Origin of the sequence: Armatimonas rosea (genome assembly GCF_014202505.1) — a bacterium.
GTDB classification, from domain to species: Bacteria; Armatimonadota; Armatimonadia; order Armatimonadales; family Armatimonadaceae; genus Armatimonas; species Armatimonas rosea.
Genome location: NZ_JACHGW010000002.1, coordinates 529,335 through 546,804, shown reverse-complemented (window position 1 = coordinate 546,804; position 17,470 = coordinate 529,335). Strand labels below are relative to the sequence as shown.

At 63.7% G+C, this 17,470-nt stretch carries 18 protein-coding genes; 13 read left to right on the top strand and 5 right to left on the bottom strand.

Annotated features, from left to right (window positions below):
• The first annotated feature begins 73 nt into the window (after positions 1 to 73).
• Positions 74 to 532 carry a hypothetical protein gene (locus tag HNQ39_RS10465; RefSeq protein ID WP_184195062.1) on the top strand — a complete coding sequence of 153 codons (459 nt, stop codon included), beginning with the start codon at positions 74 to 76 and terminating at the stop codon, positions 530 to 532.
• Positions 533 to 679: 147 nt separating this feature from the next.
• Here the strand turns inward: HNQ39_RS10465 and HNQ39_RS10460 are convergent, their stop codons facing one another.
• Positions 680 to 1,495 carry a hypothetical protein gene (locus tag HNQ39_RS10460; RefSeq protein WP_184195059.1) on the bottom strand — a complete coding sequence of 272 codons (816 nt, stop codon included), beginning with the start codon at positions 1,493 to 1,495 and terminating at the stop codon, positions 680 to 682.
• Positions 1,492 to 2,232: a hypothetical protein gene (locus HNQ39_RS10455; RefSeq protein WP_184195056.1), complete on the bottom strand. Its 741-nt coding sequence runs from the start codon at positions 2,230 to 2,232 to the stop codon at positions 1,492 to 1,494. The genes HNQ39_RS10460 and HNQ39_RS10455 overlap by 4 nt, the downstream gene beginning before the upstream one ends.
• Before the next feature lie 55 nt (positions 2,233 to 2,287).
• On the opposite strand from HNQ39_RS10455, the gene iscX reads away from it, so the two are divergent.
• The 4 genes from iscX (at position 2,288) to HNQ39_RS10435 (ending at position 4,226) form a co-directional block, all read left to right on the top strand.
• Positions 2,288 to 2,500 (top strand): Fe-S cluster assembly protein IscX, encoded by a 213-nt coding sequence (gene iscX, locus HNQ39_RS10450; protein ID WP_184195053.1) that lies wholly within the window; start codon positions 2,288 to 2,290, stop codon positions 2,498 to 2,500.
• Complete coding sequence (locus tag HNQ39_RS10445; RefSeq protein WP_184195050.1) at positions 2,497 to 2,865, top strand: DsrE family protein; 369 nt, start codon at positions 2,497 to 2,499, stop codon at positions 2,863 to 2,865. The genes iscX and HNQ39_RS10445 overlap by 4 nt, the downstream gene beginning before the upstream one ends.
• Positions 2,866 to 3,231: a DsrE family protein gene (locus HNQ39_RS10440; protein WP_184195047.1), complete on the top strand. Its 366-nt coding sequence runs from the start codon at positions 2,866 to 2,868 to the stop codon at positions 3,229 to 3,231.
• A gap of 236 nt (positions 3,232 to 3,467) precedes the next feature.
• Complete coding sequence (locus tag HNQ39_RS10435) at positions 3,468 to 4,226, top strand: cytochrome P460 family protein (protein WP_184195044.1); 759 nt, start codon at positions 3,468 to 3,470, stop codon at positions 4,224 to 4,226.
• On the opposite strand, the gene HNQ39_RS10430 is transcribed toward HNQ39_RS10435, so the two are convergent.
• Both HNQ39_RS10430 and HNQ39_RS10425 read right to left on the bottom strand, forming a co-directional pair.
• Complete coding sequence (locus tag HNQ39_RS10430; protein ID WP_184195042.1) at positions 4,223 to 5,590, bottom strand: ATP-binding protein; 1,368 nt, start codon at positions 5,588 to 5,590, stop codon at positions 4,223 to 4,225. The two genes, HNQ39_RS10435 and HNQ39_RS10430, sit on opposite strands and share 4 nt — an antisense overlap.
• Positions 5,587 to 6,258, bottom strand: a complete 672-nt coding sequence (locus HNQ39_RS10425; protein ID WP_184195039.1) for a response regulator transcription factor — start codon at positions 6,256 to 6,258, stop codon at positions 5,587 to 5,589. The genes HNQ39_RS10430 and HNQ39_RS10425 overlap by 4 nt, the downstream gene beginning before the upstream one ends.
• A gap of 122 nt (positions 6,259 to 6,380) precedes the next feature.
• Here HNQ39_RS10425 and HNQ39_RS30265 point away from each other — a divergent pair, with 122 nt between their 5' ends.
• Together HNQ39_RS30265 and HNQ39_RS10415 are read left to right on the top strand one after the other, a co-directional pair.
• Complete coding sequence (locus HNQ39_RS30265; protein ID WP_184195036.1) at positions 6,381 to 8,633, top strand: NADP-dependent malic enzyme; 2,253 nt, start codon at positions 6,381 to 6,383, stop codon at positions 8,631 to 8,633.
• A gap of 60 nt (positions 8,634 to 8,693) precedes the next feature.
• Positions 8,694 to 9,191: a hypothetical protein gene (locus tag HNQ39_RS10415; protein ID WP_184195033.1), complete on the top strand. Its 498-nt coding sequence runs from the start codon at positions 8,694 to 8,696 to the stop codon at positions 9,189 to 9,191.
• 15 nt (positions 9,192 to 9,206) lie between these two features.
• Here the strand turns inward: HNQ39_RS10415 and HNQ39_RS10410 are convergent, their stop codons facing one another.
• A complete protein-coding gene (locus tag HNQ39_RS10410; protein WP_184195030.1) occupies positions 9,207 to 10,190 on the bottom strand; it encodes an alpha/beta hydrolase family protein in 984 nt (327 codons plus the stop codon).
• Between the two features lie 42 nt (positions 10,191 to 10,232).
• Between HNQ39_RS10410 and HNQ39_RS10405 the strand changes: the two genes are divergently transcribed.
• The 6 genes from HNQ39_RS10405 (at position 10,233) to HNQ39_RS10380 (ending at position 17,467) form a co-directional block, all read left to right on the top strand.
• Positions 10,233 to 10,820 (top strand): beta-propeller fold lactonase family protein, encoded by a 588-nt coding sequence (locus tag HNQ39_RS10405; protein WP_184195027.1) that lies wholly within the window; start codon positions 10,233 to 10,235, stop codon positions 10,818 to 10,820.
• Positions 10,821 to 11,071: 251 nt separating this feature from the next.
• Complete coding sequence (locus HNQ39_RS10400; protein WP_184195023.1) at positions 11,072 to 12,475, top strand: sulfatase-like hydrolase/transferase; 1,404 nt, start codon at positions 11,072 to 11,074, stop codon at positions 12,473 to 12,475.
• On the top strand, positions 12,472 to 14,007 hold the full coding sequence (locus HNQ39_RS10395; RefSeq protein WP_184195020.1) for a metallophosphoesterase family protein: 1,536 nt from the start codon (positions 12,472 to 12,474) through the stop codon (positions 14,005 to 14,007). The genes HNQ39_RS10400 and HNQ39_RS10395 overlap by 4 nt, the downstream gene beginning before the upstream one ends.
• 194 nt (positions 14,008 to 14,201) lie before the next feature.
• Positions 14,202 to 15,206 (top strand): YHYH protein, encoded by a 1,005-nt coding sequence (locus HNQ39_RS10390; protein WP_184195017.1) that lies wholly within the window; start codon positions 14,202 to 14,204, stop codon positions 15,204 to 15,206.
• Positions 15,203 to 16,516 (top strand): HupE/UreJ family protein, encoded by a 1,314-nt coding sequence (locus tag HNQ39_RS30550; RefSeq protein ID WP_184195013.1) that lies wholly within the window; start codon positions 15,203 to 15,205, stop codon positions 16,514 to 16,516. Before HNQ39_RS10390 ends, HNQ39_RS30550 begins: the two co-directional genes overlap by 4 nt.
• 81 nt (positions 16,517 to 16,597) lie before the next feature.
• The gene (locus tag HNQ39_RS10380; protein ID WP_184195010.1) at positions 16,598 to 17,467 is read left to right on the top strand and encodes an ABC transporter ATP-binding protein; all 870 of its coding nucleotides are present in this window, start codon (positions 16,598 to 16,600) and stop codon (positions 17,465 to 17,467) included.
• Positions 17,468 to 17,470: the final 3 nt, after the last annotated feature.

Sequence of the window (17,470 nt, the reverse complement as noted above, 5' to 3'; positions counted from 1 at the left end):
GCACTAAGACGTGTTAGCGCTCTGCCTAGTTGCGGGTGCTGAGTAAAACCTCACGCGTCGCCGATAAGAGAGCATGACTGCCCAGCTTCAGGATATCTGTGTCTTCCGCGGCGAACGCTTTGTGCTACACCACGCCCGAGGACGCTCTCTCTTTGTCCCCGAGCTGCATGGCCTGCGCCCAAAATCACCGGGGTCTTTTTGCTGGAGCGGCTGGACCGCCAGCTATGCTGTCACGGAGCGCCTCCTCCTGACGGGAGCGCGTGTCTGGTCCTCCAAAATTCCCGTGATCTATGGGGTCGAACCAGAGGTGCATCAAACCAAGGCCCCAAACGGTGCGGGCAAGCCCTGCCTGATCTACACCTTCCCCGAGATACCCCTGGCCTTCACCGGCACTCTGGAGCTGGTAAAGGTTCTCCAAAGCGGCGACCGGTACGCGCGGCTTGTCCCCACCTATCGTCTGCACCTCGCCGAGGGGGTGCTGGGAGACGTGGAATCGCTTGAAACGGAGAAGCCTTCCGCTCAAGGGGCTTGAGGGAAGGCTTGCGGCTATTTTTTCTTATCTTTTTTGTCTTTTTTATCTTTCTTCTTCGCCACGCTCGCCACCCCCTTTCTTTGGATCGGCAACACCGCTGTTGCTCCTGGCGCGAGCCATGGGAGTAAATACGCACCACGCACTGCTTCAGGTTCCCTGGTTTTCGTGCTGTTCAAATGCCGCCCGGAGCGCAACGTAGAAGGTCTGGAGCTGGAGCGAGGTTGTTGGCTCTTCTTTCTGCTGCTGGCTGGTCGAGAGGCTAACCGGGTGGAGCCCGCCTTGGCTATCGGTGAAGAGCAGGCCGAGCTTGGTCTCCCGCCCGAGGTAGTCAAACTCACAGGTGACCTCGACACGCACCACCTGCTCCCAAGCTAGGACCAGCTCCCCGACAAGCCCCTCGTCCGAGAGCCCGAGCAGGAGCCTTGGCTCTCGCAGGCGGAAGAAGTAGGCGATTCCGGCCAGCCCGACGAGCGCGATCAGCCCACAGCTGAAAATAACAAATGCCATCGTGGCGAGCGTGTGAGCGCGCGGCCAAAGGAACCACGCGGCAAAACTCCCGAAGCAGAGGCCAAATAGGGAGAGCAGGAGCAAGCCCCCCTTTCCGACAGCGCTATACTCCCGCCCGACCGCCACCCGGCGCGGCAGCTGGTAGCCGCGTGGCCGACGGCTCCACACTTCGGTGAGCGTTCCCTCCCGCGAGAGGCCGGTCGCCCGTGCACGGTGCTGCCCCTGACCGTGGGCGAGCAACACCCAGAGCGGCGTGGCGAAGGCAATGTCTTTCAGCAGGGTCCAGAGCCACTTGGGCAGCGCATCCGGGAAGGCTCCCTTGAGATAGTGAAAGCCCAGGAACAGGAGAAGCCCCAGGATAGTCGTGAGGACCGTTCCCGACCAGTACGCCCAGAGGAGCTGCTGTCTCTCCCGCTCCGTGAGCGGCACCCTCTGCGGCGCTTGCCTCTGGCTCACGAGACTACCTCAACAGCGAACTCCTCCCGAAGCGCCTCATAGAAGCGCTCCAGTGAGGCTCGCTCGGGTCGCCGAGCGCGCTCGGTGTCTAGCCAGACTTGGCCAAGGCTCTTCCCAAAGACATCAAAGAGGCTGAGCGCAAGTAGCTTCGGGTCCCCAAGGTAGTCGTACTCCAGGCGTACCTCCACACGAGCAAGCTCCTCCCAAGGCCCCCAGGCATCGGCACTGCCCGTGCCCCGAACTCCCTCAGGACCTGCCCACGCGATGGCCTCGGCGGGAGATGTTCGCAAGAGAAAGACAACGAGCGGCAAGCTCAGCATCACCAGCGAGCGCACCAGGTAGGTCGGTGCCGAGAGGGCGTTATAGGCAATGAATCCAAGAGCAATCAGCCACGCAATCAAGAGATCGCGGCGCTGGGTCCGAGCCGCAAAGGCCATGTCGCTCCCCACCTCAAGAGCGGGAAATGTCGGCAGCAGCCCCGGAGTACGTCTCCAGATTTCTTCGTGCAGCCGGGCCTGAGAGTGCCCCGTGGTGCCCACGAGCCAGTTGCCCAAGACGGAGCTAAAAAAGATATGGAGCACATAGAAACAGAAAAACACGGCGCTTTGTGCCCCTTCAGCGAGCCGGGCCTGGTAGAGATAGTAGACGAGTGTCCCCACCGTGGGGATACTCCCATAGCCCAGCCAGTAGGCGGTCTTGAGAAGCCAAGTAGTACGACGAGAAAGTTGCTTCTGCATACGGATTTGTGGCTCGCTTTACCCAAAAGTTGCGGCGGCGGGTACACTGCAAGGCATGAAAATGACCTGGAACGACGCTGAGGATATCGGGATCGAGCTCTTTGATGCCGACCCGGAGACCGACCCGCTGACCGTGCGCTTCACCGACCTGCACAAGAGAGTGCTGGCACTGGCGGACTTCGACGACGACCCGCTGACCTCGAACGAAGCTAAGTTAGAAGCCATTCAAATGGCGTGGTACGAAGAATATAAGGATAGCAAGAAATGAAAAAACACCGTGTGGTCTTGGATATCGGGATCGAGGGTGCCGATAAGTGGGAGGCGGTCTTCCGCAATATCGACAACCTGCGCGCCGACCTAGGCGCAAACAATGTCGAGATCGAGGGCGTGATCCATGGCAAGGCGTGGCCGCTGCTGGTGCGCCCCGAAAAAGGCGGTGCCGTGGAGTTCCACCCCAAGGTCGAGGCCGCGATCCGCTCGGGGGTGAAGCTGGTGCTCTGTGAGAACACGATGAAGCGCAATAAGCTCGAGAAGCCCGATGTGCTGCCCTACGCTGCCACGGTCACCTCCGCGATTGGCGAGCTGGTGAAGAAACAGACCGACGGCTGGGCCTACCTCAAGCTTGGAGTGTAGGTGAGCCGCCACCGGGTCGTGGTCGATATTGCCGGAGGCACCAATCCTACGTGGACCACAACTCTCGACGAGCTCTCCGTGCTCCAGCAAGAGCTCGCGACGGAGGGGCTGGAGATTCATGTGTTGGTGCATAGCCGCGCTTGGCCACTGGTCGCCTGGAATCAGATGAGTAGCTCGTCGGAGATACACCTGCAAGCGGAGGCTCTGGCTCGGCGGGGCGTGCGCTTTGTGCTCTGCGAGAACACGATGCACGGGGCGAACCTACGAAAGCGCGATCTCCTGCCCTTTGTCAAGACAGTCCCCTCCGCGATTGGCGAGCTGGTGAAGAAGCAGACCGACGGCTGGGCCTATGTTCGGCGGGATTAGAAGCGGGCAGAAAAATACCGCCACTGGCTCGTGAACCAAACCAGCGGCGGCGGGAGAGTACTAAACGACCAAATCCAAACGGGGATGAGGTAACAGGCATCCCCACCAGGTTAATCGGAGACGCCCCCCCAAAAAGTTGGGGGGTTGAAAAAAAATTCTGCTCCACCAAACTACCTCACCCTACCGTGAGGAACACACCGCGCAAGAGCTCCGTCGAAGAGCACAGGAGATTTGCCATGAAGCTCGCTGTGTGCCTGTTGCTCCCCCTAGCTCTGTTCAGCCAGACGCCCCTCCAAAAAGCGCCGGACAACCCGATTGCAAGCTACAAAACCTGGCTGTGCCTGATGAAAGAGCCCGAGCTGGTTACCACGCCAACCTTCCAGTTTTCCTGCCTTGGGCCAACCCAGCGCCAGCAAGAGATCCTCAGGATCGATCCCCACTTCCGTCAGAGCCGACCAAACCCCGAGACACTAAGCTCCTACACGACAAAGAAGTATGTCCGGGTGTACGTCAATCCCCTCGGGAAAAAAGCGCTCGATGCTGCTAGCCAAAAAGCCCCCCGCTCTTTTGGCCACCTCTGCCCAGAACTTCCCGCGCTCCCGGTGGGAGCGGTGGTGGTTAAAGAGAAGCTCTCGTCCCCCGAGACAAAGACCCCGGAGCTCTTGACCATCATGATCAAGCGGCACAAAGGCTTCAACCGCTCCTGCGGCGACTGGGAGTTTCTGGTCTACGACGGGGCAGGTCAGCAAGAGCAAGCACGCGGCCGGATCACGCATTGCATCTCGTGCCACTCCACCTACACCAAGACCGATTTTCTCTCGCGCAACTACGCCCTCCCTCACCTTGCGTACTACCCCGCCCCGGCTTTTGACCCGCAGATCACGCCTCTCAAAGACTCCCTTGTTGCCCCCCTCCTGCCGCCCTTTCTGGAGCCGATCTTTCACCCAGTCCTCAACCGCTTTCTGGAACCTATCTTCGTCCCAAACTCGCTCTAGGCAGGCAAGTGAATGAGGACACGCGTCCCCTGTCCGGGCTCGCTCTCAATCGTGAGGGTGCCGCCGTGGGCCTGGACAATGCTCTTGCAGATGGCGAGCCCCAGCCCCGTGCCGCCGCCCTGCCGTGTGCGGGCGCTATCGACACGGTAGAAGCGCTCCCCAAGCCGCGCGAGGTGCTCGGGGGGGACACCGCAGCCCGTGTCGGTGACCGTGAGCGTGCCCGGGCGTGCCGTGACCGTGATCTTGCCGTCGGGCGGGGTGTGGCGCAGGGCGTTCTCCAGCAGGTTCACCAGCACCCGCAGCAGCTCAGACTCATTGCCGGAGAGAGTGAGCTCCGCGGGGGTGAGATCGAGCACGATCGGGGCGGCCTCGGGGCGGGCGACACGCTCCTGCGCCTGCTCGAACAGTGCTCGCACGGAGAGGGACTTCTGGCTCTCACCCAGGTGCCCTGAGTCGCCGCGGGCCAGCAGGAGCAGGTCCTGGACAAGCTGCGCCATGGTATCGGCGGCGCGGTCGATATCGGCGAGGGCGACCAGCAGGCGCTCGGGCTTGGCGGTGCTCAGCAGGGTCATGCTGGCGATTCCCTTGATGCGGGTGAGCGGGGTCTTGAGCTCGTGGCTCGCATCCGCGGTGAAGCGCTTCTGCTGCTCAAAGGCCACCTCAAGCCGCTCCAGCATCCCATTAAACGTCCGCGCCAGAGTCGCAAACTCATCGTCGCCGGTGACCGGAAGCCGCTCCGAGAGGTTCTGTGCCCCCAGTGTCGCCGCCGCCTGGGTGAGCTGGGTCACGGGCCGAAGCACCCGCCCCGTCAGTAAGAGCGCTCCACCCCACGCGGCAAGCAAGACCAGAGGAATGAGCGCCAGGAGCGCCTGGTCCAGCAGGATCCCCGCCCGCTCGACCTCGACCACGGGGTAGGGCACCTGCACCACCCCCACCACCTGTCCCCCCTCCCGCACGGGCACCGAGAGTACGCGCAGGGGCTCGCCGTCACGCTTGATAGTTGTCGTGAGAGCCTCGCCCCGCAGCGCCCGCACGAACGCCGCTTCGTCCCAGAGCGGGTGCTTGCCAGGAGGAACCACGGAGCGCCCGGACAGATCGTAGCGGTGCGGCTTGAAGGGATCGCCCTGGCCCTTGGCGGGACGCTCACGCTCGCCTTGGCCTCCCTGCCCCCCTTGTCCTTTGGGCGGCTTGCGGTTGGGATCGGGACGGGGGGGGAAGTCGATAAAGCGCCGGATGCGCAGCTGCAGGTCCCGGTCCACCGCCCCAAACATCCCCACCCGGACAATCCCGCGGACAACCACGCCGAAGATCCCAAAGAGCACCAGCAGCGCGACAGTGTTCCAGAGGATCAGCAGGCGCCTCACTCCGGGCCTCGCAGGGTGTAGCCCACCCCCCAGACAGTCTGGATGAGCTTGCTCTCGTGCCCCTCATCCACTTTCTTGCGAAGCGACTTGATAAAGACATCTACCACATTCGAGGTCGTGGGCTCGCTCATCCAGACCCGCTCCAGGATCATCTCGCGGGTGAATACCTGCCGCTCGTGGGAGGCCAGCGCCACCAAGAGCTCGTACTCCCGGTGGCTCAGGCTCAGCTCCCGCCCGCCCCGGGTCGCGCGGTGCTCGACCGTGTCGATCTCCAGGTCCGCGACCCGGATGAGGTTGCTCTTCTGCGCCCGCTCCCGCCGGGTGAGCGCTCGCACCCGCGCGAGCAGCTCCTTGAAATCAAAGGGCTTGGCGAGGTAGTCATCGGCACCGCTATCGAGACCGCGCACCTTATCATCGACCGCATCGCGCGCCGTGAGCATCAGGATCGGTGTCCGGTTGCGCCGGTCCCGCAGCGCCTTGCAGACCGCCATGCCGTCCAGGCCGGGCAGCATCACATCGAGCAGGATCAGATGAAACGCGCTCTCGCTCGCCTCACGCAGCCCCTCGCGGCCCTCGTAGGCCACGACGACCGTGTACCCGGCATCCTCCAGCCCCTGCTGGAGTAGCCCGGCGATTACCTCGTCATCTTCCACAACCAAAACGCGCATACTAGCCTCCATTGTGCCGCGAAAAAGATGAATCCCACATGAAAGCTCTCCCACCGAGGTTGCGTTCCCGCGATATAATCCCACTACCGGCACGCCCAACGGCCTGCCCTCCCCCCACAACTATGAACCCACTAGATATCGAGGCACTGGAGTACCACCGCCGCGCCCCCCGCGGCAAGCTGGAAGTCGTGCCCACCAAGCCCTGTTTCACCCAGCACGATCTCGCCCTTGCCTACACCCCCGGAGTGGCCGCGCCCTGCCGTGCGATCCAGAAAAACCCTGAGGAGGCCTATCTCTATACCGGGCGCGGCAACCTGGTCGCGGTCATCACCAACGGGAGCGCCGTGCTGGGCCTGGGCAATATCGGAGCTCTGGCCAGCAAGCCGGTGATGGAGGGAAAGGTGGTTCTCTTCAAGCGCTTTGCCGACTTAGACGCGATTGATCTAGAGCTAGACACCCAAGACCCCGAGGCGTTTATCCAGGCGGTTCAGCTCATGGAGCCCAGCTTTGGCGGGATCAACCTGGAGGACATCAAGGCCCCCGAGTGCTTCGAGATCGAGGAGCGCCTCCGCAAGAGCATGAGCATCCCGGTCTTCCACGACGACCAGCACGGGACGGCGATCATCTCGGGGGCGGCGCTGCAGAACGCGCTGGAGCTGGTCGGCAAGAAGATCGAGGATGTCCGGATTGTCTTTAGTGGGGCAGGGGCGGCGGCGATCGCGACCGCACGCTTCTACCACGTGCTGGGGGCCAAGCCCGAGAACATCATGATGGTGGACATCTACGGCGTGCTCCGCCCGGACCGGGAGCCCGCTCCCAACGCCGTGCAGGCGGAGTTCGCACGCACCACAGACTGCCGCACGCTGGCCGATGCCCTGGTCGGGGCCGATGTCTTTGTGGGCCTCTCCGCAGGTGGCATTGTCTCCCCCGAGATGATCGCCCCGATGGCCCCACGCCCGATCCTCTTTGCGCTCGCCAACCCCGATGCGGAGATTAGCTACCCCGATGCCAAGGCCGCGCGCCCCGATGCGATTGTCGCCACGGGCCGCTCGGACTTTCCCAACCAGGTCAACAATGTCCTTGGGTTTCCGTTTCTGTTCCGAGGGGCGCTCGATACCTGGTCCACGGGAATCAACGAGGCCATGAAGATCGCCGCGTCCCGCTCCCTGGCCGCGCTGGCACGCGAGGATGTCCCCGATGCGGTCGCCAAGGCCTACGGCTTAGACGCGCTGCGCTTCGGCCCGGACTATCTGATCCCCAAGCCGCTCGACCCACGGGTACTGCTCTGGGTGGCTCCGGCGGTCGCCCAAGCCGCGATGGAGTCCGGGGTGGCCCGGCAGCCAATCGACCTAGCGAAGTACTCCGAGCTTTTAGAAGCGCGCCTCGGGAAGTCGCGCGAGATGATGCGCATTGTCTTTAACAAGGCAAAGTCCGACCCCAAGCGGATTATCCTGACCGAGGGCGAGCACGAGAAGATGATCCGGGCGGCCTACCAGCTCTCCGAGGAGCACATCGCCAAGCCGGTTCTGCTGGGCAATGCGCAGACCATCGCCGCCAAGGCCGCCGCGATGCTCCTCGATTTGCGGGGGATTCAGATCCTCGATCCGGCGCTCTCGGAGCGCCACGACGACTATGTGGCCCGCCTCTTAGCACTGCGCCAGCGCAAGGGAGTGACTCACCGCGAGGCCAAGGAGCTGATCCGCCGCCCGGACTACTTCGCCTCCATCATGGTCGATCTAGGCGAGGCCGATGGCATGGTCTCGGGGATCGGCTCGCACTACTCCGATGGCCTCAAGCCGCCCCTGCAGATCATCGGCTCGGCATCGGGGGGGCAGCATGTCGCGGGGGTCTATCTGGTCGCCACGCGCCACAAGGTGCTCTTCTTCGCCGACACGACCGTCAATATCGACCCCGATGCCGAGACGCTCGTGGAGATCGCGCTCCTCACGGCGCGCCTCGCGCAGAGCTTTGATATCAAGCCCCGGATCGCCATGCTCAGCTTCTCCAACTTCGGCAGTGTCCGCCACCCCCGCGCCGATAAGATGCGCCGCGCCGCGGAGATCCTCGCCGAGCGCGCCCCGGAGCTCAATGTGGATGGCGAGGTGCAGGCCAACACCGCCCTGGTCGCCGATATCCTCAATGGCACCTATCCCTTCAACCGGCTCGGTGGCGAGGCCAATGTCCTGATCTTTCCCAGCCTAGAGGCGGGCAATATCGGCTACAAGCTCGTGCAGCAGCTCGCCCAAGCCGATGTGATTGGCCCTATTCTGGTCGGGATGCGCAAGCCCGTGCATATCCTCCAGCGCGACGATGAGGTCAAGGACATCATCAACCTGACGGCGTTGGCGGTGCTGGAGGCGCAAAACTCTCACTGAGGCCGTCATCAATTCTTCATTTTTTCGCCCTATAACGACCCTGAAGGAGTGGAAATTTCCATGAAGACAACCCGATCAGTGATGGTTTCTCTGGTGGCCGTTCTGGCCCTCGGTGTGATGGCCTCGGCCCAGCCCCCGGCAGGTGGCGGTGGCCAGGGCGGGGGACGCGGTCAAGGCGGCGGTCGTGGCCAGGGTGGCCCCGGCGGAGGCGGTGGTCAGCGTGGTGGTGGCGGTGGCCAGCGCGGCGGTGGGATCAATATGCAGACTCTGGAGCAGCTTGGACTGACCGAGGAGCAGAAGACCAAGCTCCAGGCCATCACCGATAAGCAGCGCGAGGAGATGAACGCCCTGCGCACCAAGCACACCGATCAGATCAATGCGGTCCTAACCGCCGAGCAGAAGAAGAAGCTGGAAGAGATTCGCAGCAGCCAGCGCGGCGGCCCCGGCGGCGGACGACCTGGTGGTCCGGGTGCGCCCGGCGGTGTCGGTGGCCCTCCCGGCGGCGGTGCGGGGGGTGGCGGTAAGGCCGGTAAGGGTGGCAAGGGCGGCGGCGGCTAGCCTCCCCCAGCGCGACTACGGTTTGAGCCAGGTGACGAGCCAGCGGACAAAGAGCTTGTGCTGCGTGTCCGTCACCTGGTGCCCCACTCCCGTGGCGACATCGATTTTTAGGCAGTCCCGCCTGGCTTTGTAGGCCTCTTCGGCGGCGGCGAAGGCGAGCTTTGCGCCCTCCAGGGGGCAGTTGGGGTCCTTCTCGCCGCTGAGGATCAGCAGGGGGCGGGGCGCGATTGCCGTGAGCATCTGCGGGCAGTCGAACTCATCGAGGATCCCCGGAAGCACCCTCCCCCAGAGCGCCCGACAGACCTCGGCGTCGAGCTCTTTCTTGCCCAGCTCGCGGGCCACGGCGAGGTGCGCCTCCTTGACCGTGCCCGCGCGCGCCTGCCACTTCTCGTTCTCCAGGCTCCAGCGCAGCGACTGCACCGCGATCGCGGGAACCGCAACTTGGATGCGCTCATCGGCGGCGGCGGCGAGCCAGGTCTCGATTCCCCCCTTGCTAAACCCCACCACCCCGATGCGCTTGCCGTCCACGGCAGGGTGCCTCTGCAGAAAGTCTACCGCGCGTAGCACGTCCCAGACCGTGTCGAAATAGAGCGGATGCGGACGTGGCTCGGGTGTCTGGTAGGCGCGGAAGATCGCCTCGTTGTACTCCTTGGTGCTCTTGGCTCCCCCCGGCACCCGCTCCCCGTGGTAGCGGCCGTCGATGGCCAGCGCCACAAACCCACGCTCGGCCAGCTCGGTGAGAAGCGCTTTATTGCCCTCTTTGCTTCCGCCCGTCCCGTGGAGCACCAGCACCGCAGGCCGCTTGGTCTTATCGTCGGCGGGACGGTGGAGCAGAAACGGGACGCGCTCACCCGGCTCGCTGGCAAACTTCCCTTGCTCGATCGCCAGCATGCCACTCTCGCTTCCCACAATCGTGACATTGAGGGGGACGCGAGGCCGGTCGATAAGCTTCAAAAAACGTGCACGGCGCTGCGCCGGGGTGAGGTTGTCTCGCATCATGATAGCCATTTTACTCGCTATGTTACAATAGCGGCAGCTACCATGGAAACCCCAGCGTCCCTACTGCCCCTACGACTGCGCTTCAAAAACAGCCCCCTTCGTACCGTTGCGATGAAGGGCGACTGGGAGGTAGAGACCGATCCCACGGGTCACTTTGCCTACAGCTTGGATGGCTCCCGTGCCCAGCTCTACCAGTGGCGTCTAGGGCGGGATGCAGCTCTAAAGAAGCTCTCCCCCCACCAGGTCGAGGCACATAGCCACCCGAGCTTCCTGCGCTTTCACCCGAGTGGTCGCTTTGCCTATATCAGCTGCTCGCACGGAGCACTCTGCCAGTACCGTGTGCAAGCCGGAGCACTGGTTCCCCTCAAGCCTCTCGCCACGTATGTTGCAACCAACCCAAGCCCGCTTTGGTTCGATGCCCCGGGGCGCTTTGCCTGCGTCCTTACCTACGGCGATCCAGAGCAGTCGCCCCCCAACGACCAAGTGACTATCTTCAAAGTCGAGAAAAATGGTCAGCTAACCAAACTACGCAAGATCGACGTCTGCCGTGCGGATAGTTCGCTCAGCCGGAGCGCGTGGGAGGGGAAGGTCGCGCACCTCACCGTTGTGGGTTCGCGTCTTGAGCCGTAGCCCTATCGCCTCTGGGAGTCGTATTATCAGATCGGCCTCCCGCAGGATCGCTTCTCTGTCTTGCGCGATGGCTTCTGCCTCGTGCGCTATCGTCCCTGGCACTCGCGTTAACCCTTCCCTCCTTTGTCATAAGGCTTCTGCCTTCTGTAATATCTCCTCTGCCTGTTGTATTATCGTCGCAGGGTGTAGAAATATCATCTCTCACCGAGGCATTAATGCGGGATTCATTTTTTCCCGAAATCCTGTGGAGTATGAAGAAAGTTCTCTCTCTTGCTCTGCTGGGAGGCTGCCTCTTTCTGGGCAACGCTCCCACGCAGAAGGCGCAGGCACAGGGCGCGACGAAGCGGCCTAACTTTATTGTCATCCAGGGCGAGGGCCACGGGTGGAGCAGCCTGCCGTTTGCCCAGGATCCCAAGACACCCAGCGCGAAGAACAACGGCGTGCGGATGCCCCACTTCGAGGCACTGGCCCAGGGAGGGATGCGCTTCTCCCAGTTCTACGCCGCCTCACCGCGCTGCACACCGTCGCGGGCGGCACTGCTCACCGGCAAGAGCCCGGCGCAGCTGCACATGACCTTTGTCAACGAGGGCAAGCGCGACGGCGATGTGGGCAACACCAAGCTACGTGCCCCCCAGACCAGCACCGAGCTCTCCGAGAGCGAGAAGACAATCGCGGAGCTACTGACAGAATCAGGCTACGCGACGGCGCACTTTGGCAAGTGGCATGTCGGGCGGGCTAACCCCAGCCGCCATGGGTTCCCGGTCAACGATGGGCCCAATAACAACGGCGGCCCCGACAATAGCGCCGATCCCAGCACCGAACAGACCCCGCTCACCGGTCAGAAGAGTGTCGCCTTTATCACCGAGCAGCTCAAGGCCGGCAAGCCCTTCTACCTCCAGCTCGACCAGTACGCCAGCAAAGAGGACAAGGCGCAGGAGGACATGGACAAGGTGCTGGGCGACCTGATGCAGGCACTGAAGGCCCAAAACGCCGAGAATAACACCTATATCCTCTACACCACCGACCACGGCACCCCCGGCCGCAACTTCCCGCTTCGGGGCGGCAAGGGCCATGTGCTGGAGGGCGGAATCCGTGTCCCGCTCCTGGTCAAAGGCCCTGGGATCGCGGCAAGTAGCACGTCGAGTGTCCCCACCACGGGAGTCGATCTCTTCCCCACCATCGCCAGCCTCGCCGGGCTCAAGAGCCTGCCAACAGGGATCGAGGGCGGGAGCCTCCTTCCGATCCTCAAGTCCGGCGGCACGGGCACGGTCAAGCGCTCCCGTGAGGGACTCTTCTTCCACTTCCCCCACTACGACTTCGACAACGGCGGCCCGGCATCGGCGATTGTCTTAGGGAACTGGAAGCTGATCAAGTTCTACGAGACCGGCAGCGTCCAGCTCTACGATATCGCCAGAGACCCATCGGAGCGCACCGACCTTGCGGAGTCCCAGCCTGAGAAGCGCGCGGACCTGGAGAAGCGCCTGACCGACTACCTCAAAGAGATCAACGCCCAGTTCGCTACAGTCAACCCCAGCTACGACCCCAGCAAGCCTGCCGAGACCAATATCCGGCGCGGCGGCAAGGGGGGCGGAGGCGGCCAAGGGGGCCGCAAAAAGGGCCAAGGCGGTGGTCAAGGAGGCGGTGGCGGACTATGAAGCTAGTAACACTCTTTGCGGCACTTCCGCTTGTCGTGGCGTTTTTGCCTCCCCCGGCTCGCTTAGGCTCGCCACCCCCTCCGGCTGATCGCTCGTTCCTCGCTGCGAAGGGGGGGAGTAGTGATAATACTAGCGCCAAGTCTTACCCTCTTCGCGAAGCCGGAGAGGGTCGCCGTCTAAGCGGCGGGGAGAGGCAAAATGACGGGGAGAGGCAAGACGACTGCTGCGACGATGCGGTGGAGGCGAGCAGCGACCCGCAGGGACGGCGCCAGGGCGGGCCGCCGGTGGTCTATCGCACAGAAGTTCCGGCGCATGACTACGATATGGTGGTTGGGCGGGTGACCAAGACCGGCGCGACGATCAGTGTGCTGTGCTATGCGGACTCCGAGGGAACGCTGGTCTACGGCAGTGCGCCCGGAAAGCTGACCAAGAGCCTACCGCTCACCAAGTTCCCTAAGGGCGAGCCGGTCGTGCTGGAGCTGACGGGGCTTGCGCCGGGGGCGCGGGTCTACTGGCAGGTAACGTTCAGCGGCGGGAAAGAGCCGTCGCCCGAGCGCAGCTTTGTGACCGCACGCCCCGCCGGGAGCCCCCTGACCTTCTCGATCCAGGCAGACTCGCACCTCGATGGCGGCACCGTGCAGGCGGTCTACCTGCGCTCCTTGGCCGCGATGCGCGACACGGACTTTATGGTGGATCTGGGCGATACCTTCATGACCGACAAGTACCCCAACTTCCGGGATGCCCACGCGCAGTATGTGGCCCAGCGCTACTACTTCGACCAAGCACAGGTGCCCGTCCTGATGGTGCCGGGCAACCACGATGGCGAGCGTGGGGCGGATCGGGAGATGGCCTCCTGGGCGCGCCAAGAGCGGCTGCGCTACTTCCCCAGCGCCCCCGAGAACCACTGGGCCTACGAGTCCGGCGATGCGCTCCTGATCGGCCTCGATCCCTACGGGCACACCACCAACCGGCCTCGCCGCGGCGGCCAGAACGCCGATGGCATTATCGACAACTGGTATGTCACCCTCGGAAAAGAGCAGTACGACTGGCTCAAGAAGACCCTGGAGACCAGCAAGGCGAGGTGGAAGTTTGTCTTTATCCACAACCTGGTCGGGGGGCTGGGCCGCGACGGCCGTGGGGGCGCGGAGGCAGCGCCGCTCTGGGAGTGGGGGGGCAAGAGCGCCGATGGCACGGATACCTTCAAAGAAAAACGCCCCGGCTGGGACATGCCCATCCACCAGCTTCTGCTCAAGAACAAGGTCAGCGCGGTCTTCCACGGCCACGACCATCTCTTCGCGCACCAGGAAGTGGACGGCATTATCTACCAATGTGTCCCCCAACCCAGCCACGGGCGCGGCGGTGGCAGCCGCAGCGCCGAGGAGTACGGCTACAAGCAGGGCAAGATGCTCGATGGCTCGGGGATTATCAAGCTCAGCGTAACACCCCAAAAAGCGGGCTTTACGTTTGTGCGCACCGAGAACGGGGAGGCATCCAAGGCGTTTGAGTACACGTTTAGACCGCCCCCGTTTTAGGTCGCCCCCGTGGGAGGGGGGCGTCTTGCTGTCGTCGCAGGCTCCGACACGAAGGGCGCTACGCACCCATAGTATCGGTATGGCCGGAGGCCTTTGTGTCCGAGGCACGAGGACAGCGAGACGCCCCCCTCCCACGGGGGCGGTCTAAAAGCCTTCATGACTTCTTCACTCGGGTATCCTACGCTAGAGCCATCATGAAACGCACGACAATCCTTCTTGCCACGGCGCTGACGCTGACCACGACCGCGGTAGCGCTCCGGGCGCAGAGCACGCCGCAGTATAAAAACGAGGTCTCGATCGAGGTTCGCGAGGGCTTTCGCTACATCACGGCCAACGGGATTCCCGACCACGTCACCGGGCAGTTCCCCAACCGTGGCAACCCTAACTCTATCTCGCCGCAACGCTACGCCTTCCGCGTCCCCGTCAAGCCCGAGCCCGACGAGAACGGCGGCACCGACACGGGGCAGAACTTTGGGATCGCGGTCAATGGTGTCACCTTCGACCCGACCACCGCGGAGTTCTGGAGTGGCAACCGCCAGTGGCGCTACGAAGCAATGACCGGCTTCATGGGCGCACGCGGCGGGCTGGGAGTCGATGAGAACCTGGCGCACGTGCAGCCGAGTGGGGCCTACCACTACCACGGCATGCCGATGGGCCTGCTTAAGAAGCTCGACTACACCCACAAGATGGCGCTCGTGGGCTGGGCCGCAGACGGCTACCCGGTCTATAGCCCCTACGCCTACGCCGAGGCGAGCAAGGCTAGCTCCCCCCTCAAGAAGCTCAAGTCCAGCTACAAGCTCAAGAGCGGGGAGCGCACAGAGACAGGCGGCCCCGGTGGGGTCTACGATGGCTCGTTTGAGAGCGATTTTGAGTTCGTGAAGGGCAGCGGCGACCTCGATCCCTGGAACGGGCGCTACGGGGTAACACCAGAGTTCCCCAAGGGCACCTACTACTATGTCCTCACCGACTCGTTCCCCTTCATCCCCCGCAAGTTCCGCGGCAAGCCCGATGCCAGCTTCCAGCGCCGCGGCCCCGGTGGTGGCGGTCCCGGAGGACCTGGGGGAGGCCAGCCCGGTGGCGGCCCCGCAAGCCTCGCGGCCAAGGGCCAGTATCTCTTCATCCAGCGCGGCAATACCCTCTACCAGTACAGCGCCGATGGCCTCAAGCTCCTCAGCAAGACGGAGCTCCCGCCGCCGTGAGACGCGTGTGTGGTGCCCACCCTACAAGCCAGGATGGAAATCATCCGCACCCAAAGGGTACCCGGGGGCGTCGTGCCTCCGCCGCCTCGCTCCGCTCGGAAAAACCTTGTACCGACGAGGCACGAGGAGGCGGCCGAAGGCCCTATAGCCGGACGTTTACCGTCCTGGCTTGCCGCACGTTTACCGCCCAGGCTACCGTCCGAGCCAATACCACGTCGATCGTATGCCTTCTCCTCACTTTTCTCCTGACGCTCCCCGCGCTGGCCCACGACCCGCAGCTCTCGGGGCTGCGGGTGCTGATCGGCGGGGGGAAGACCACAGTGAGCGTGACGACCCATCTCAGTACACTGGCAAGGGCAGAGGGGCAGAGCGCCCTGACCGATCCCCAAGTCGAAATCGCGCTCCGCAAGCGCGTGCGGCTGCGCCTCGATGGGAGCGCCTTCACCCCCGCCACCACGAAGCTCCTGCGCGACGACGCCAATGACCTGCTGACCTGGCAGGCGACACTCGATAAACCTGTAGAGACACCCGAGATTCTCGCGCGGCTCTACCCTGAGGACAGCACCTCAAAGCTCGTGGTCTCGGTCTTCCGCGACGGCCAGTCCGAGTTGGAGACGCTGCTCGATGCCGACCATCCCGCGCTGGAGCTTCACCGCAACACTCCCCCCGAGAGCCGGTGGCAGGTCTTTCTGCGCTTTGTCCGCGAGGGAGTCGTGCATATCTTCGGCGGCCCCGATCATGTGTGTTTTGTGCTAGGCTTGCTGCTCCTCGGCGGTGGCCTCAAGACCCTCCTTAAGACCATCACCGCCTTCACCCTCGCGCACAGCATCACCCTCACGGTCGCCGCGCTCGGCCTCTGGAACCCCTCCCCGCGTATCGTCGAGCCGCTCATCGCCCTCTCGATTGTCGCCATCGCCGCTGAGAACCTCCGCAAGCTCCGCCCCACATCCCTCACCTCCCCCTTCGCAGGGAGGAACGACCGGTCAGGCGAAGGGGGTCGCGAGCGGTGCGAGCGGGGGGATGTGCGCGATCTACGGCCTTGGTTCGCCTTTGGCTTTGGGCTGATCCATGGCTTTGGCTTCGCGGGTGCCCTCGCGGAGGTGGGGCTTCCCAAAGACGCGCTCGGAGTCGCGCTGGCGGCGTTCAACGGCGGGGTCGAGCTTGGGCAGGCCCTGATCGTTGTCGCGGTCGCTCCCGCCCTCGCCAAGCTCGCCGACGATAAGCCGGGGCTCCATGCCAAGGTCCTACGCGCCGCCTCCGTTGGGATCGGCCTTGCCGGGCTCTACTGGTTTGTCACGCGGCTCTTGTAACCTTCTCCCAGCTACCACTGTCTTAGAGGCTATCACTGTTTCCAAAAATGGAAATAGTGCTAGTAGCGAGGTAAATGAGACATGGCGCTGGAGATTGAGAACCTAACCAAGACCTACCCCAATGGCGTACGGGCACTCGACGGAGTGACACTGAGCATTCCCCACGGGCTCTTTGGCCTGCTCGGGCCCAACGGGGCGGGGAAGTCGTCGCTGATGCGCACGATCGCGACCCTGCAGGAGCCCGACACGGGGAGCATTCGCCTGGATGGGACCGACACGCTCAAGAACAAAGACGCCATGCGCTCGACTTTGGGCTACCTGCCGCAGGAGTTCGGCTTCTACCCCACCCTCTCGGGAGAGTCCACGCTGGACCACTTCGCGACGCTCAAGGGGCTCCATAACGGCAAGGAGCGCAAGGCCATTGTCGAGGGCTTGCTGGCGCAGGTGAACCTCTGGGACGCCCGCAAGAAAAATGTGGGGGGGTACTCGGGCGGGATGAAGCAGCGGCTGGGGATCGCGGTGGCGCTGCTGGCAAATCCGAGTGTCATCATTGTCGATGAGCCCACCGCGGGCCTCGATCCCACCGAGCGCAACCGCTTCCTCAACCTGCTCGCCGAGGTCGGGGAGGGCGCGACCGTGATCCTCTCCACCCACATTGTCGAGGATGTCCGCGAGCTCTGTGAGCGCATGGCGATTCTGGCCAAGGGCCGCGTGGTCGCGCAGGGCAACCCCGAGGAGGTGATCGGGCGGGTGGCAGGGAGTGTCTGGCGCAAGGTGATCGGCAAGGACGAGCTCGCGGAGTACGAGGCGCGCTACCGGGTGATCTCCCGCCGCCTGATCGCGGGAAAGCCGGTCATCACGGTCTACCAGTCCACCGACCCTGGCGAGGGCTTTGAGGCGATTGCCGCGGACCTGGAGGATGCCTACTTCCACGCGGTCGGGGAGGCGTAGCGC

Coding starts and splice junctions, on each gene's coding strand:
- HNQ39_RS10465 (WP_184195062.1), top strand. CDS start 74: ATGACTGCCCAGCTTCAGGATATCTGTGTCTTCCGCGGCGAACGCTTT.
- HNQ39_RS10455 (WP_184195056.1), bottom strand. CDS start 2,232: ATGCAGAAGCAACTTTCTCGTCGTACTACTTGGCTTCTCAAGACCGCC.
- iscX (WP_184195053.1), top strand. CDS start 2,288: ATGAAAATGACCTGGAACGACGCTGAGGATATCGGGATCGAGCTCTTT.
- HNQ39_RS10445 (WP_184195050.1), top strand. CDS start 2,497: ATGAAAAAACACCGTGTGGTCTTGGATATCGGGATCGAGGGTGCCGAT.
- HNQ39_RS10435 (WP_184195044.1), top strand. CDS start 3,468: ATGAAGCTCGCTGTGTGCCTGTTGCTCCCCCTAGCTCTGTTCAGCCAG.
- HNQ39_RS10425 (WP_184195039.1), bottom strand. CDS start 6,258: ATGCGCGTTTTGGTTGTGGAAGATGACGAGGTAATCGCCGGGCTACTC.
- HNQ39_RS30265 (WP_184195036.1), top strand. CDS start 6,381: ATGAACCCACTAGATATCGAGGCACTGGAGTACCACCGCCGCGCCCCC.
- HNQ39_RS10415 (WP_184195033.1), top strand. CDS start 8,694: ATGAAGACAACCCGATCAGTGATGGTTTCTCTGGTGGCCGTTCTGGCC.
- HNQ39_RS10410 (WP_184195030.1), bottom strand. CDS start 10,190: ATGATGCGAGACAACCTCACCCCGGCGCAGCGCCGTGCACGTTTTTTG.
- HNQ39_RS10405 (WP_184195027.1), top strand. CDS start 10,233: ATGGAAACCCCAGCGTCCCTACTGCCCCTACGACTGCGCTTCAAAAAC.
- HNQ39_RS10400 (WP_184195023.1), top strand. CDS start 11,072: ATGAAGAAAGTTCTCTCTCTTGCTCTGCTGGGAGGCTGCCTCTTTCTG.
- HNQ39_RS10395 (WP_184195020.1), top strand. CDS start 12,472: ATGAAGCTAGTAACACTCTTTGCGGCACTTCCGCTTGTCGTGGCGTTT.
- HNQ39_RS10390 (WP_184195017.1), top strand. CDS start 14,202: ATGAAACGCACGACAATCCTTCTTGCCACGGCGCTGACGCTGACCACG.
- HNQ39_RS10380 (WP_184195010.1), top strand. CDS start 16,598: ATGGCGCTGGAGATTGAGAACCTAACCAAGACCTACCCCAATGGCGTA.